Annotated in this window: 11 protein-coding genes; 4 read left to right on the plus strand and 7 right to left on the minus strand. The window is 60.6% G+C overall.

The window, feature by feature from the left end; genetic code table 11:
* Window positions 1–31: 31 nt before the first annotated feature.
* Entirely contained in the window at window positions 32–1,282 is a 1,251-nt protein-coding gene (locus tag ACYU7Q_RS19060) for an efflux RND transporter periplasmic adaptor subunit (protein ID WP_460611044.1), read from the minus strand.
* A gap of 285 nt (window positions 1,283–1,567) precedes the next feature.
* Here ACYU7Q_RS19060 and ACYU7Q_RS19065 point away from each other — a divergent pair, with 285 nt between their 5' ends.
* Entirely contained in the window at window positions 1,568–1,972 is a 405-nt protein-coding gene (locus tag ACYU7Q_RS19065; protein WP_460611046.1) for a YybH family protein, read from the plus strand.
* On the opposite strand, the gene feoB is transcribed toward ACYU7Q_RS19065, so the two are convergent.
* Window positions 1,969–4,137 carry a ferrous iron transporter B gene (feoB, locus tag ACYU7Q_RS19070; RefSeq protein WP_460611048.1) on the minus strand — a complete coding sequence of 723 codons (2,169 nt, stop codon included), beginning with the start codon at window positions 4,135–4,137 and terminating at the stop codon, window positions 1,969–1,971. The two genes, ACYU7Q_RS19065 and feoB, sit on opposite strands and share 4 nt — an antisense overlap.
* Before the next feature lie 10 nt (window positions 4,138–4,147).
* Window positions 4,148–4,426 (minus strand): FeoA family protein, encoded by a 279-nt coding sequence (locus ACYU7Q_RS19075; RefSeq protein WP_460611049.1) that lies wholly within the window; start codon window positions 4,424–4,426, stop codon window positions 4,148–4,150.
* A 222-nt stretch (window positions 4,427–4,648) separates the two neighbouring features.
* Between ACYU7Q_RS19075 and ACYU7Q_RS19080 the strand changes: the two genes are divergently transcribed.
* Window positions 4,649–5,548 carry a peptidase associated/transthyretin-like domain-containing protein gene (locus tag ACYU7Q_RS19080; protein ID WP_460611051.1) on the plus strand — a complete coding sequence of 300 codons (900 nt, stop codon included), beginning with the start codon at window positions 4,649–4,651 and terminating at the stop codon, window positions 5,546–5,548.
* 117 nt (window positions 5,549–5,665) lie between these two features.
* Here ACYU7Q_RS19080 and ACYU7Q_RS19085 read toward each other — a convergent pair whose 3' ends face one another.
* Window positions 5,666–6,952, minus strand: coding sequence for an alpha/beta hydrolase family protein (locus ACYU7Q_RS19085; RefSeq protein WP_460611052.1), 1,287 nt, complete (start codon window positions 6,950–6,952; stop codon window positions 5,666–5,668).
* Window positions 6,953–7,411: 459 nt separating this feature from the next.
* Window positions 7,412–8,029, minus strand: coding sequence for an OmpA family protein (locus tag ACYU7Q_RS19090; RefSeq protein WP_460611053.1), 618 nt, complete (start codon window positions 8,027–8,029; stop codon window positions 7,412–7,414).
* Window positions 8,030–8,330: 301 nt separating this feature from the next.
* On the opposite strand from ACYU7Q_RS19090, the gene ACYU7Q_RS19095 reads away from it, so the two are divergent.
* Window positions 8,331–9,227: a carboxypeptidase-like regulatory domain-containing protein gene (locus tag ACYU7Q_RS19095; RefSeq protein WP_460611054.1), complete on the plus strand. Its 897-nt coding sequence runs from the start codon at window positions 8,331–8,333 to the stop codon at window positions 9,225–9,227.
* Between the two features lie 116 nt (window positions 9,228–9,343).
* Here ACYU7Q_RS19095 and ACYU7Q_RS19100 read toward each other — a convergent pair whose 3' ends face one another.
* A complete protein-coding gene (locus tag ACYU7Q_RS19100) occupies window positions 9,344–10,771 on the minus strand; it encodes an alpha/beta hydrolase family protein (RefSeq protein ID WP_460611055.1) in 1,428 nt (475 codons plus the stop codon).
* Between the two features lie 231 nt (window positions 10,772–11,002).
* Window positions 11,003–13,597, minus strand: a complete 2,595-nt coding sequence (locus tag ACYU7Q_RS19105; protein WP_460611056.1) for a type III PLP-dependent enzyme domain-containing protein — start codon at window positions 13,595–13,597, stop codon at window positions 11,003–11,005.
* 189 nt (window positions 13,598–13,786) lie between these two features.
* Between ACYU7Q_RS19105 and ACYU7Q_RS19110 the strand changes: the two genes are divergently transcribed.
* Window positions 13,787–15,232, plus strand: a complete 1,446-nt coding sequence (locus tag ACYU7Q_RS19110) for a M16 family metallopeptidase (protein ID WP_460611057.1) — start codon at window positions 13,787–13,789, stop codon at window positions 15,230–15,232.
* Window positions 15,233–15,234 lie beyond the last annotated feature (2 nt).

Raw genomic sequence — 15,234 nt, forward strand, 5'->3', positions numbered from 1 at the left:
GAATGATTCGGAGTCTCATCGTCGCGCCGCCTTAGTCTTTGAGGGTTAGCTCCGGCGTATCCAGATGCTCTTTCATATCCGACACCACGATTTCCTCCCCGGCATGCAGGCCGCTAGCAATCTGCACAAAGTCGAAATTGCTGTCGCCGAAACGCACCGTGCGGCGCACCACGCGGCCATTGTTGGTCAGCACGAACACCGGCTGCTCCTTGCCGCCCTGGTAAAACGGGCCGTTTTTCACGCGCAGCACGCCGTGGTGGGCGCGGGTTATCACAAACACGTCGGCGCGCAGGTTGGGCCGCAGCGCCGGGTGGTGTGGGTTGTCGAGCTGGGCATAAAACGTCACCACGCCCTTTTCCACGCTCGGGCTGATGCTGGCCACCGTGCCGCGCAGGTCGAGGTCGTTGATGCGCACCTTCACCGGGTCGCCTTGGTGGAGGGCATCGGCGTAGCTGTCCGAAATCGTGGCCCGCACCCGGAAGCTGCTCAAATCGGCCACCCGCGCCAGCGCGTCGCCGGCCTGCACGGTGGTGCCGAGGTTGTCGTTCACCCAGGTCAGTACGCCCGGCTGCTGGCTGCTGATGTCGGCCTGCCGTAGCTTGGTAGCCAGCTCCGCAATGCTGCGCTGCTGCATCGAAACTGTATAGCCCAGCTCCCGCACATCGGCCGCATTCGAACGCTGCTGCGTCTGTATCTGGCGCGTCAGGCGGTCGGCTTCGAGTTGGGCCACGGTCAGATTCAATTCGGCCTGGCGCACGTTTTCGGCCGTACCACCGCCTATTTTCAGCAGCTGCTGCTCATCGCGCAAAGCCGATTGCAGGCTGCGCACCTTCACGGCCTGTACCTGGGCCTGGGCGCGCAAATCGGTCAGGCTGCGCTCCAGCGTCAGCTGCAGCTGCGAGTTTTTGTTCTGGTTGCGCAGCTGCTCATCGTCCAGCTTGGCCAGGCTCGAATTGGCCAGTTCCTTGTCGAGTTCCAGAATGGTTTCGCCCGGCCGCACCCGCGCCCCCACCGCCACCGCCACCCGCCGGATGGTGCTCTGAATCGGGCTCGTCAGTACCGCCTCGCGGCCCGGAATCACGGTACCGGCCGCCGTGAGCGAAGCTTCCACCTCCCCCGTTTCCACGGTAGCGGTCAGGATATCACCTCGACGCAGACTGGGTTTCAGCACCGTGCGGAAGGCCAGCACCGCGCCCAGCACCAGCAGTACGCCCGCAGCTACCGCGAGCCAGCGGCGGCGCTTGCGTTGGGTTTGAATAGAATCGGCAATGGCTCTGTCCATTTTCGTGCAGAAAGAAGGGAGGTTTCCCTATCTATTCCCAAGCCGCATGCCAATCATTTAAAACTTTGATTACCAATGTTATAACAATAAAACTATTTCCCTGTATCTCCCAAAAAGTGTCCGTTAATGAACACCCAGCCCTAAAGCGGACACCGGAATGGTACTTCATTTTCAAAAGTGTATTCAGCCGCGACTCATTCAACAGCCTCTTTTTTCAACTTAATCAAACAATAATTATAAATAAGTTTATACATTGTCCGAACAATCAACTAAAGCCTCTTCCTCATGATTGCCACCGCGACTCCCGTAGCCGCCGAAATCCGGCGCGCCAATGACCTTTTTGAAGCCAACTTCGAGCGGAGCGACGCCGCTGGTATCGCCAGCCTCTACACCCCCAACGGCGTGCTGCTGCCCACGGGCATGGGCGCAATCCAGGGCACGGCGGGCATTCAGGCTTTTTGGGAAGGCGCCATGGCCATGGGCATCAAGCAGGTGCAGCTGCACACCCAGGAAGTGGAAGAAATGCCCGATACCGCCATCGAGCTGGGCCATTACACGCTGCTTGGCCCCAATGCTCAGCCAATAGACGAAGGCAAATACCTCGTAGTGTGGAAACAGCAGCAGGGCCAATGGAAGCTGCATCAGGACATTTGGAACAGCAGCCTGCCCGCTCCTACACCCGCTTCTTAGGCCAGCACCTGGTACACCACAAACGCCGCCACGTAGGCCAGCCCGGTCATGTACACGAGTTGCGCCAGCGGCCAGCGCCAGTTCTTGGTTTCGCGGTAGGTCACGGCCAGCGTGCTCATGCACTGCATGGCAAACACGTAGAACACCAGCAGCGAAAACGCCCGCGCCGGCGTGAAAAACGGCTGCCCGGTGGCGTCTTTTTCAGCGCTGAGCTTCTGCTGCAGCGTGCCCATGTCGGCATCCTGCCCCACGCTGTAGATGGTCGAAATAGTGCCCACAAAAACCTCCCGCGCTGCAAACGAAGTGAGCAGCGCGATACCGATTTTCCAGTCGTAACCCAAGGGGCGGATGGCCGGCTCCAGCACGTGGCCAAACTTTCCGGCGTAAGAGGTTTCTAAGCGCGCCGACGCTACCTGCCGGCTGGTTTCGGCTGCATCCCAGCCGCGAGCGGTGGCTGTTTGTCGCACCTGCGCCTCAGCCGCTGCCTGCTGCTGACCGGGGCCGTAGCTGGCCAACACCCACAGCAGCACCGAAATGGCTACTATCACCCGGCCCGCCTGCAACACGAACGCACTCACCTTCTGATAGATGGTGAGGCCCACGTTCTTCCAGCGCGGCCACTGGTACACCGGGAATTCCATGATGAAGTAGCTCCGCTCGCGCGCTTTCAGCAGCTTCTTCAGGGCCCAGGCCGAGCCCAGCGCCGAAAATAACCCGAGCAGATACAGCGACATCAGCGCCACGCCGCGTAGGTTGAAAATTCCCCACGCGGCCTGGTTGGGCACCACCAGCGCCACCAGCACCGTGTACACCGGAATACGGGCCGAACACGACATGAGCGGCGTCACGAAAATCGTAATCATCCGGTCCTTCCAGCTCTCAATCACCCGCGCCCCCATGATGGCCGGCACGGCACAGGCCAGCCCCGAAATCAGCGGCACCACGCTCTTGCCGCTCAGCCCGAACGGCCGCATCAGCTTGTCCATCAGGAAGGTGACGCGGGCCATGTAGCCCGTTTCCTCCAGCACCGCCAGAAAGCCGAACAGCAGCGCAATCTGCGGAATAAACACCAGCACGCCGCCTAGTCCGGCCAGCACGCCCTCCGTCAGCAGCCGCACCAGCGGCCCCGAAAAGTTGGCCTGAATAATCGCGCTCAAACCCGAAATCCCTTGGTCAATCCAGTCCATCGGGTACTGTGCCCAGGCAAAAATGGCCTGAAACAGCAGAAACAGAATGCTCAGAAAAATGAGGTAGCCGCCCACCCGGTGCGTCAGCACCTTGTCAATGCGGTTGCTTATCGGCTCCCGGGTTTCGGTGCGCACCACCGTCACCGTTTCGAGCAAAATCTCGTTGATGCGCCCGTAGCGCCCAATGGTTTCGGCCGCCTGCGCGGCGGTGGCATCAAACCCAGCCTGCTGCACCAGCTCCTGAATGTGCGCCTTGTCCTCGGCGCTTAGAAAGCTAATCTGGCGGTACTGCTGCGCATAATGCAGCGCCAGGTAATCGTTGTGCAGGTTGAAATAGTAGCGAATCTGGCGCACCAGCGGCAGCAGCTTTTCATCGGGATGCCAGAAGCGCACCGGCGGCGCATCCAGCCGCTGGGCCATCACAATCTTGAGGGCCGCCACGCCAATGCCCTTCCGGGCATTCATCGGAATGATGGGCACGCCCAACTCCCGCTCCAGCGCGGGCAAATCGATGTTCACGCCGTGGCGCTCGGCCACGTCCATCATGTTGAGGGCCAGCACCGCCGGCAGCCCAAGGTCGCCGAGCTGGGTGAACAGCAGCAGGCTACGGCGCAGGTTGTTGGCATCCACCGTCACCACCACAAAGTCGGGGTAGTTGTCGGCGGCTTTATCGTAGAGCAAGTCCGTAATCACCTTCTCGTCCAGGCTCTTGGGATAGAGCGAGTAGGTTCCCGGCAGGTCAATAATCTCGGCCCGCTGGGTAGCCGTGAGCTGGGACACGCCGGTTTTGCGGTCCACCGTCACCCCGGGGAAATTGCCTACTTTCTGGTTGAGGCCGGTGAGCTGGTTGAACAGCGAGGTTTTGCCGCTGTTCGGGTTGCCGATGAGGGCAATGCGCAGGGGCCGGGCACCGGCTTCGGGGCCGACCGGCGGCGCAGCAATTGGCGCTGTTACTGAACTACTTACTGTTACCGCCATTGCGCATCTGCTACTCCTTCAGCAAAATGGTTGCCGCCTCGCTGGCCCGTACCGACAGCGTATATTCCTGGTCACCCAGCACCAGCATCAGCGGGTCGCCGAGGGGCGCGCGGCCGCTTAGGCGCACCTGAACGCCCGGCACGCAGCCCATTTCCAGCAGTTTCAAGGCCATTTCGGGGTCTTCGAGGCAGCAAATGGTGCCGGTTTCGCCCACGCGCAAGTCCTTGGCAGTGCGCCGGGTAGCGGCGCTAGTGACGGTCTTTTGTGGGGAGCGACGAAATAATGACACGGGCGTTGAGCGGGCTGAACCTTATTTAGAAAGAATACAAACAAAGGTACGCCACTAAATGCTTTTCGGCCCACCGCCTTTTTTTTGGCTACCAACATCCCTCTGTGTCTACCCCACGCCACTTCCAGCCAGCGTTTTGGATTATTCGGTTGCATCTGCTAATAATTTCTGATAACTTTCGGCGCAGGAATTTGTAATTTTGTTCGGACTATCCCGCCTACTATGTCTACACGCCTACCACTTATAGCACTATTTTTAGCCTTCGCTGCAACCTCCGGTTGGGCGCAGCAACTTCAGATAAAAGGGGTAATCGTTGATAAAGACACGAAAGAGCCGCTGCCCTTCACGTCCATCGGCCTGAAAAGCGAGCAAATTGGTGCCCTTAGCAACGAGCATGGTCAGTTTATCGTGCCAGCACCTACCAAGAACGACGACGACTCCCTCGTCGTGGTGGCGTTGGGCTATGCCCGCCGGGCCGTGCTGGTGAAGCGGGGGGCCGCCGTGCCCAACCTCACCATTGAGGTGCCCAAGCGGGCCGTCGAGCTCAGCAACGTGGTAGTCAAGGCCGGCAAGGTGAAAAACCTGGGCCTGGGGGCCCGTTCCAACGACCCCGGCGAGGGTATGATTCAGGGCCTGCCGGGCTCGCAGTACGCCTTTTTTGTGAAGAACGACAAGCAGAAAAAGCTCGGCAACGTGCGCACCGTGTCCTTCTACATCGGCGAAAACGGCTTCCCGCGCGAACCCTTCCGCGTGCGCCTCTACAAGGCCGACGGCAACTACAACGCCCCCAACACCGACCTGCTCACCGAAAACGTGGTGGTGTCGGCCCCGCAAGGCGGCCAGTGGTACACCGTCGACCTCACGCCCTACAACATCATGGCCCCGGAGGAAGGCTTTTTTGTGGCCATGGAATGGGTCGTGAGCGGCGATAAGTTCTTCGCCACCAACTTCATGGACGACTACACGCCCTATGGCCAGATTATGCGCCCCACCTTCGAATTCAAGGAAAGCCGCACCTGGAACTACTCCATCGGCAAGGGCTGGAGCCTCATCACGGCCGCCAACAGCCAGGGCCTGCGCTACAACGCCATGATTAAGGCCGAAGTCGACATGATTAAGTAAGGATAAGCGGCTGTCGTTTGTGGTCAATTGATTCATTGCCACACCGCTACTTAATAAATATCTAAAGCAAAAAGGCCCTGCTGATAGCAGGGCCTTTTTGCTGCTCCGGGCAGCAAATTATCTATCAATTGGTTGTTGCTTTTTTACCTCCAGGCCCACCAGCCATTCGCGGATGATTTCCTGTGCTACCGGCGAAAACAACGGCTTCATCTCGCCATTCATGAGTGTCCACTCGGTTTTGGCCGGTTGAAACAGGTGATTGACGCCCGGCAGGCGCTTCACCGTGATGTTATGGTTCACGCTTTTCAACTCTTTTTCCAGAGCGGTCAGGTGCAGGTCGGCGGGCGCTTCGGCGTCATCAGTGCCGCTGAGCAGCAGCACGGGACAGCGCACCTGGTCGAGGTCGGCAATGGGGTCGAAGGACAGAAAGTACCGCCGCCATGGGGTAAGCTGCTGGGCAGCAGCGGCCTGGGCCGCCTGGGGGTCCAGTGTGGGCTGGTCCTGCCGCATCATATTGCTCACAATGGCCAGCGACTGCGGCGGATTGGTTTGCCGAATGATGTCGTACATCGTCCGCTGGCGCTCATAAGCCGCCTGAATTTCCAGCGGAGCCACTTTTTTGGCCTTCTGCTCGTCCACCAACTGTTGCAGCAGGGTTTGCTCGCCGGGCAGGCCGTAGCCTGCCAGCGCCACCACAAAGGCCGGCGGCAAGGGCTGGCCCGCCGCCAGCAGCGCCACGTTGGCACCCTCGCCGTGCCCCAGCACCCCAATGCGGTTTATGTTGATTTCCAGGCGCGCCCGCAGGAAATTCACGGCTGCCTGCACGTCGCTCACCAACATGGCCGTGGTGGCGGTGCTGGTGCTGCCGCCGCTCTGGCCCACGCCCCTATCGTCGTAGCGCAGCACGGCAATGCCGCGCCGGGTAAGGTAATCGGCCAACGAGCCCATCAGGTGGTAGTTGCCCATGGTACCGTCGCGGTCCTGCGCGCCGATGTCGCTCACCATCACCACGGCCGGAAAAGGGCCCGGGCCAGCGGGCACGGTCAGCATCCCGGCAAAATTCAGGCGGGCCGAGGGGTTGTTGAACACCACTTCTTCTTCGCGGTAGGGCGGAGCCAGGCGCGTGCCCTGGGCCGTTACCGAAGGCATGGGCGAATGCAACAGCCGCACCGCCGATTTCACCCCCGCCTGCATCCAGACCCCGTTCAGCTCACGCCGCACCGAATCGAAGCGGGCGGCGTAGTGGCTGCCGGCCGCCGGCATCCACAGCAGCACCGAGTCGCCACGCACGGTCACTTCCGTCACCATGCGGCTCACCTTTTGGGCGGGTACGTCGAGGGCGGCGAAATACTTGCCGCCGGCCAGCGGAATCACACTGATGGTCAAATCCAGGTTGCCTCCCAAAACCGGGAGCTTACCCTTCCACAATCCTCCCAAAGGCAAGCGGCCCTGGGGATTTCGGACGGCGGCCCGGCCCAAAACCGTCCCCACAATCCCAAACAATAGAAGAACGCATAGTAAACTTCTCCTCATTCTATAAAAACTTAACGCGGCTTATGGACCCGAAAGATAAGCAGTGGCTTACTGTCATATAGTAAACCCACTGTCTCAGTATTGGGCCTGAACCAATAAAACAACAATGCAAAATAATAAATAAATATTTACAATATAGCACTTTCACCCCGACTGGAGGCCGTATCAACATAAGCGCGAAACATCCTGTTACTGTTGTGCTTTTTTCTTACTCACTCTTACTCAAGATTATATTCTGCAAGCAGAAAAGCCCCTGCGGAATACCACAGGGGCTTTTTAGACTGTATCCCGTGGCCGTCAAATAAGCTGGCGGCCTGGTTTCAGCGTTGCTTATTTGGTGCGCACCGCAATTTCTACCCGCCGGTTTTCCTGGCGGCCAGCGGCCGTGGCGTTCGAGGCGGCGGGCATGGCTTCGCCCATCGGCTCCACGCTCACGCGGGTGGCGGCAATGTTGCCGTTGGCCACCAGGTAGTTTTTCACGGCCTCGGCGCGCTTCTGGCTCAGGTCTTTGTTGTAGTCCTTGTCACCGCGCGAGTCAGCAAAGCCCATCACGCGCACCTGGCTGGCGTTGTAGCGCTGGTTGATGGAACCGGTGATTTGCTTGAGGGCTTCGGCGGCGCTGGGCTTGATGTCGGCCTTGTCGGTATCGAACAGCACTTTTTCATCCACGCTGTACACGTTGTAGGTGCTGTCGCCGCGAACCGACACGCCAGGCAGGGTGATTTCCTTAAATTTTACGTCGGCGAGCTTGGCTTTGCCCAAATCCCAGGCATTGCTGGCGGCGGCACCGGCGTCGTTGGCCACGTCGGCCACCGTTTTTCCATCGCGGGCCATCACGGCCGTGTCCTGGCCGGCTTCGCTAAGCTGGTCTTTGGTTGCAGAATGTTTGGTTTCGCAGCTGGCCAGTAATGCAGCGGCAGCTACCAGTGAAAAGAAGGATTTTTTCATGAAACGAAGTAGGTAAGTTCTGGAAAATGATTCCGGTCCCAGTACGGGGAAGCATTCTATAATGTTAATTTTTTTATTTCTCAGTTGACCGCAGTATTATTACGAACTTGCTCCAAAAGCCGCCCGCATGGTCTGATGGGGTTGTACAGCAATAAAATCAGTCTCCCGTTGTTAGGCAGCAAAAAAAAATCTGCACATAGCGCGCCAATACACGCTATATAGGAGAAAGGATGCTAACAGAGTGGTTCAAAATTTGTAAATTTGCCAGACTACAACCCATTATAAATTATTTTTGGCGATGATGAAACGCATACCTTTTCTCGCTTTAGTTCTTCTGTTGCTGTTGCCGGCGCTGAGCTGGGCGCAGGAAAACCGCATTACGGGCCGCGTCGTGGATGCCAAAACCAAAGACCCGGTTCCGTTCGCTTCCATCGGTTTGCGCGAAGAGGGCACCGGGGCGCTTACGAACGAATACGGTTATTTCCAGTTGGCCGGCCTCGAAAAAACCAGCCAGGATTCGCTGATTGTGATGACGCTCGGCTACGAGCGCAGCGCCGTATTTATCAAGCGCGGCAGCACCGAGGACCTCATCATCGAACTGAAAAAGCGCGTGATTGAACTGTCGAACGTGACCGTCAAAGGTGGCAAAGTCAAAAACCTAGAACTGGGCTCGAAGTCGAACAACCCCGGCGAGGGCATGATTCAGGGCCTGCCGGGCTCGCAGTACGCCTTCTTCGTGAAGAACGACAAGCAGAAAAAGCTCGGCAACGTGCGCACCGTGTCCTTCTACATCGGCGAAAACGGCTTCCCGCGCGAGCCCTTCCGCGTGCGCCTCTACAAGGCCGACGGCAACTACAACGCCCCCAACACCGACCTGCTCACCGAAAACGTGGTGGTGTCGGCTGCCCGCGGCGGCGAGTGGTACACCATCGACCTGAGCACTTACAATATACCGGCCCCGGAAGAAGGCTTCTTCGTGGCGATGGAGTGGATTGTGGGGGGTGATAAGTTCTACACCACCAACTTCATGGACAACTACACGCCCTACGGCCAGATTATGCGCCCAACCTTCGAATACAAGGAAAGCCGCACCTGGAGCTACACCATCGGCAAGGGCTGGAACCTGCTGACGCTGGCCAACGGCCAGGGCCGCCGCTACAACGCCATGATTAAGGCCGAGGTTGATATGATTAAGTAAGGATAATAGTGAGTTGGGTGCTCCCGTTAGCAAGCATCTCAGCAACAAAAAAGGCCCTGCTTATTAGCAGGGCCTTTTTTGTTGGCTATACATTGGCTGAGCAAGCCACGCAGGCTTTACTTCTTGGACTGGGCCACAATCCATTCCCGGATTGTTTCCTCGGCCTCGGGCGAGAAGTTGGGCTGGGGCTGGCCGTTGATAATCGGCCACTTAGACGGATCGGGCTGGAAGAGGTGGTTGACGCCGACCAGCTTCTTGGAAGTCACGTTCTTATTGTTTTTCAGGCCCTTGGCGAGGGCCGTCATGTTGGCATCGGCGTTAATGGTGAGGTCGGAAGTGCCGTTGAGCAGCAACACGGGGCAGTTGACGGCCGGCAGTTTATCCACCGGGTTGAACGCCAGGAAGTAACGGTAGCGGGGCGAAGTCATTTCGGCGGCGCTGGCCTGGGCCGTGGCATTGTCGATGGCGGCGTTGTTCTGCTTCAGCATGTTGGCCACGATGGCCTGGGCCTGGGCATTGTCGGTGGTCTGGCGAATGATTTCGAGCATGGCCTGCTGGCGCTTGGTCGCGGCCTCAATCTGAGCCGTTTCGGTGCCGAGGGTACGCAGCGTGGTGGCCTGCTGCTGCACCACAATGTCGCGGCCGGGTAGGCCGTAGGCGGCCAGCGTGACCACGAAGGCGGGGGGCAAAGGCTGGGCCGCAGCCAGTAGGGCCACGTTGCCGCCTTCGCCATGGCCCACCAGGCCCAGGTGCGAAAGGTCGATTTCGGGGCGGGTACGCAGGTAGTTGAGGCCGGCCTGGGCATCGGTTACCAGGTCGTCGGTGGTGACGGCGGGGGTACCACCGGATTTGCCCACGCCGCGGTCGTCGAAGCGGAGCACGGCCACGCCGCGCCGGGTGAGGTAGTCGGCCAGCTGGCCCAGCGGGGCAAATTCGCCCACGGTACCGTCGCGGTCGTGCGGGCCGCTGTCGCTAAGCAACACCACGGCCGGAAACGGTCCCGGGCCAGCCGGAATGGTGAGCATGCCGCTGAGGCGGGCATTCACGGCAAGGTTGCTGAACGTGGCTTCCTCCTCGCGGTAGGGCGGCGTGAGGCGCACGTTTTTGGCATTCATGGCCGGCAGGGCGCTGAAGGTGAGCGTCATCGGCACTTTGAAGCCGGGTGACTGCCAGGTGCCGGCCATCTGCTTGCCATCGGCCGAGACGCGGCCCACAAAGCGGGTGGCGGCTTCTTCGGCAAACAGACGCACGGTGTCGCCTTTGATTTCGGTTTTCACGTTCATGCGGCTCACTTTCTGGAGCGGCACGTCGAGGGTGCAGAAATATTCGCCGCCGGTGAGTTTTACGAAGCGGAAGATGACTTCGAGCTGGCCACCAGGCACTTTCAACGGGCCCTTCCAGAGGCCATCGAGGGGCGGCGCATCGGTTGCGGCTGCCACATGGGCCGTTTGAGCCTGGGAATCGGGGGGCGCAGAACCCGCCAGTGCCAAGCAGAAAAGGACGCCGCTGATGAAGCGAAGAGGAAAGAACGTATTGGTTTTCATATTACTGAAGAGCATCACAAAGCTCTGGGCTACCCCAAAGGTATTCCGGCCGCATTACACCGGATGTAAAGTAGCAAAATAAATACCTTGCCAACATTACGCGCACGGGCCGCAACACAAAAAAATACCATCTTTCGGCGTTGAATCTAGCGTTTTGCCGACTGAATCCGTCTGGCTAACCCGGCAGCTTGCACACGTTGGCCAGTGCCTCAAGCCGGCGAGGGCCAGCACTTACTCGCTCACAAAAATGCGTTTCACGCGCTCGCTCACGTTGGTGAGCAATTCGTAGGCGATGGTGCCGATGCGGCCGGCCAACTCCGGCAGCGGCAGCCCTTCGCCGAAGACCACGGCCACATCGCCGGCCCGGGCGGCGGGGATGTTGGTCACGTCCACCATGCACATGTCCATGCACACCGAGCCCACCAGCGGGGCCGGCTGGCCGTGGACGAGCACCGTGCCTGTGCCGTTGCCGAAGCGGCGGTCGTAGCCATCGGCGTAGCCAATGGCCAGCGTGGCAATGCGGCGCTCGGTAGTAGCCGCCGTGCCCCGGCGGCCGTAGCCCACGGTGGTGCCGGCGGGCAGGGTTTTAATCTGGGAAATGGTGGTGCGCAGCTGGCTGACGGGGCGCAGGGCAGCGGGGTCGGCGGTGTTGCTGGCGTCTACTCCGTAGAGGCCAATGCCGAGGCGCACCATGTTGAACTGCGCCTCCGGGAAGCGCAGGATGCCGGCTGAGTTCAGCGCGTGCTTGAGCACGGAATGGCCCAGGGCCGCTTCGAGCGTGGCCGTCATGCGGCGGAAGGCGGCCAGTTGCTCGTGGGTGAAGTCGTCGTGGCCAGGCTCGTCGGCGGCGGCGAGGTGGGTCATCATGCTGGCCACGGGCAGGCGGGCGGCATGCTGGCGCAAGCGGGCGGCGAGCGCGGGCAGGTCGGCTTCGTCGAAGCCGAGGCGACGCATCCCGGTATCGAGCTTGAGGTGAATTTTGGGAATGGGAAGCGTGCTGTCGGATGAGCCAGAGAAGGTGGCAAGGTACTCGTCCAGCATCTCGAAGGAATAGATTTCGGGCTCCAGGCGGTAGCGGCGCAGGGCTTCGAAGGCATCCGGCGCGGCGTTCATCACCATGATGGGCAGGCTGATGCCGGCTTCGCGCAGGGCCACGCCTTCGTCGGCGTAGGCCACGGCGAGGTAATCGGCCCGCTGAAATTCGAGCAGGCTGGCTACTTCGTAGGAGCCCGCGCCGTAGGCAAAGGCCTTCACCATCACCATGAGTTTGGTGCCGGGACTCAACTGACGGCGGTAGTGCTGCAGGTTGTGGCTAAGAGCATCGAGGTTAACTTCGAGGACCGTGCCGTGCTGCTGGGCCTGCAGGGCGGCCACAATGCGCTCAAAACCAAAGCGCCGCGCCCCTTTGATGAGGATGGTTTCGTGGGCGAAATCCGTGGGGTTAAGCTGAGCCAGGAAGGCTTCGGTGGTGGGGTAGAATTCGGTTAAAAGCTGAGAGGCAGGAGTTAGGAGTTGGCTAGCTCGGTCGTCAGACGCTGTTCTTGCCGTTTCTACTCTTAGCCCTTCCTGCTTCTCTCTTAACTGCGACGAAATCTCTTCGCCGATGCCTACCAGCCGGTTCACGCCCGCTGCCGGCAGCAGGGCCGCCACGCGGGCGTACAGCTCCGGGCTGCTCAGGCCGGATTCTAATACATCGCTGAGAATAAGGGTGCGGCGGCCGGGACGCGACTGCCGGGCCAGGGCATTGAGGGCCAGGGCCAGGCCGGCGAGGTCGTTGTTATAAGTGTCGTCGAGCAGGTAGGAATCGTGGCGGCCCAGCTTCATTTCCAGGCGCATGGCCACGGGGTGGAGGCGCAGCAAGCGGCGCTGAATCTCGGCCGGCTCTACCTGCCGATGCAGCAGCACGGCCAGGCAGTGCAGCGCGTTTTCGAGGGAAGGCTCGTCGGCGAAGGGCAGCGTGAACGCGGCGCGGAGGCCGGTGGCCGGGTAGTCGGCGTGCAGGTGGGTGGCGTGGGCGGGGCTGGCTTCGGTGGTGAAGCGCAGGTCGGCGGGCTGCTGGGGCAGGCGCGTCCAGCAGAAGCCGGGCAGGTGCAGGGCGGCCACGGCGGTACGCACCTGCGGCTGGTCGGCGCAGTAGAACAGCCGCTGAAAACCCGGGCCTTGAAACAGCTGCAGTTTCTCCCGCAGCTTCTGTTCCTCGGAGGCAAAACCGGCGTCGTGGGCCGTGCCGAGGTTGGTAAAAATGCCCTCCGTGGGCCGGATGATTTTCGCCAGATGCGCCATCTCCCCTACTTCCGAAATACCGGCTTCAAAAATCCCCAGCGTGTGGCGTTCGGGGTTCAACTCCCACACGCTCAGCGGCACCCCCACCTGCGAATTGTAGGAGCGCGGCGAACGGCAGATGTCCTCGTCGGGGCTCAGCAACTGGGCCAGCCACTCTTTCACAATGGTTTTGCCATTGGAGCCCGTGATGCCGATAACGGGGCCGTGAAATTCGACGCGGTGCGCGGCGGCCAAGGCCTGCAGCGCCGCCAGCGGACTACCCACGGCCAGAATGCCGGCCCCGGCATACGCGGCCAGGCCGCCGGGCAGCGCCGCGCTTTCTTCCACGATGAACAGGCGCACGCCCTGAGCGTAGAGGTCGGGCAGGTAGCGGTGGCCGTCGTGGCTGGGGCCGCGCAGGGCGAAGAACACGGCGCCGGCGGGCGGCCCCACACGGCGGCTATCGAGCAGCAGGTGGCGCACTTCGGCCGTGGCATCGGCGGGGACTTGCAGCAGGCGGCCAGGTACGAGGGCGGGCAGTTCGAGGAAACGGGGGAAGAGCATGATGGCGCAAAGGTCCGGCAAAAAACGGCGTTGCGTTTCACCGCCCGAAAGCTTGGGCCGGCCGTGGAGCAACCCCGAATGTGGGCGCCGCATCTGATGGCTGAGCAACATTCCACCGCCGGCATTCGCGATGTTTCAGCAATAATGTGTAAATCGAACACACTTTCTTCACATTTCACCTTTTCACCTATGAGACAGTTGAACAACCTCCGCTTTGGCTGGCAATGGGCCCCGGCCGTCGCGCTGGTCCTGAGCGCGTGCAGTCACCAGGCTACGTCGGTGGTGACGGCCCCGGCGGCCGGAGTCGCCACCAGCGTGGCTACCACGTCGCCCGCAGCGGCCGGCCCGGCCTTCCAGATTCCGGTGGAATACTACACGCTGCCGAATGGGCTGCGGGTGGTGCTCTCGCCCGACCACACCGCGCCCACGGCCACCGTGGCGGCCTACTACGCGGTGGGCTTCCGCACCGAGCCGCGCAACCGCACCGGCTTTGCGCATTTGTTTGAGCACCTGATGTTTCAGGGCTCCCAAAACCTGGGCAAGGCCGAATTTATCCAGCTCATTCAGAAGAACGGCGGGTCGCTGAACGGCTCGACGCGGTTCGATTTTACCAACTATTTTGAGGTGGTGCCCAGCAACAAGCTCGAAACCATTCTGTGGGCCGAGGCCGACCGGATGCGCGGGCTGGCCATCAACCAAAGCAACCTGACCAACCAGCAGGGCGTGGTGAAAAGCGAGGTGCGCGTGAACGTACTCAACCAGCCCTACGGCGGCTTTCCGTGGCTCGACATGCCCCAGAAGGCCAACAAGAACTGGAACAACGCCCACAATTTTTACGGCGACCTAAAAGACCTGGACGCGGCCAACCTGACCGATACCAAGGAATTTTTCAAAACCTACTATGCCCCCAACAACGCCGTGCTGGCCGTGGTGGGCGACTTCGAGCCCGCCGAAGCCAAGGCCTGGGTGCAGAAATACTACGGCAACATTCCGAGTGCCCCGCAGCCACCCAAGCCCGACATTGCGGAGCCCCGCCAGGAGCAGGAGCAGCGCTTCACAAAGGACGACAAGCTGGCCACCAAGCCGGCGCTGGCCTTTGCCTACCACATGCCCGAGCGCAACACGCCCGAATACTATGCCATGATAATGCTGGACCAGATTCTGTTGCAGGGCAACGACAGCCGCCTCTACCAGGCGCTGGTGCAGAAGCGCGGCTACTCCGACAACGTGAGCGGCGGCATCAATTACCTCGGCAACCAGTTCAATTATAATGGCCCCATGCTGTGGATGGGCGACCTGATATTCGACCCCACCGTGCGGGCCGACTCGGTGGTGGGCGTGCTCGACCACGAAATTAACCAGCTGACCAGCAAAGGTATCGACCAGGCCACGCTGGATTTGGCATTGGTAAAAATCCGCTCGGCTTTTTATGACCAGGTGAGCGGGCCAACCAACTTCGGGCGGGCCGATTTGCTGGCCGCGTTCGCGCTGTTCGACAACGACCCGGCGCGCATCAACCGCCTCGAAGCCGAATTCCGCAAGGTGACGCCGGAGCTTATGCAGAAAACCATCCGCGAATACCTGCGCCCCGGCAACCGCACCATCCTCACCGTCAACCCGCTGGCCAAGAGCTAGCC

This window comes from Hymenobacter terrigena (genome assembly GCF_054776515.1).

Coding starts and splice junctions, on each gene's coding strand:
- ACYU7Q_RS19060 (WP_460611044.1), bottom strand. CDS start 1,282: ATGGACAGAGCCATTGCCGATTCTATTCAAACCCAACGCAAGCGCCGC.
- ACYU7Q_RS19065 (WP_460611046.1), top strand. CDS start 1,568: ATGATTGCCACCGCGACTCCCGTAGCCGCCGAAATCCGGCGCGCCAAT.
- feoB (WP_460611048.1), bottom strand. CDS start 4,137: ATGGCGGTAACAGTAAGTAGTTCAGTAACAGCGCCAATTGCTGCGCCG.
- ACYU7Q_RS19080 (WP_460611051.1), top strand. CDS start 4,649: ATGTCTACACGCCTACCACTTATAGCACTATTTTTAGCCTTCGCTGCA.
- ACYU7Q_RS19090 (WP_460611053.1), bottom strand. CDS start 8,029: ATGAAAAAATCCTTCTTTTCACTGGTAGCTGCCGCTGCATTACTGGCC.
- ACYU7Q_RS19095 (WP_460611054.1), top strand. CDS start 8,331: ATGAAACGCATACCTTTTCTCGCTTTAGTTCTTCTGTTGCTGTTGCCG.
- ACYU7Q_RS19100 (WP_460611055.1), bottom strand. CDS start 10,771: ATGAAAACCAATACGTTCTTTCCTCTTCGCTTCATCAGCGGCGTCCTT.
- ACYU7Q_RS19105 (WP_460611056.1), bottom strand. CDS start 13,597: ATGCTCTTCCCCCGTTTCCTCGAACTGCCCGCCCTCGTACCTGGCCGC.
- ACYU7Q_RS19110 (WP_460611057.1), top strand. CDS start 13,787: ATGAGACAGTTGAACAACCTCCGCTTTGGCTGGCAATGGGCCCCGGCC.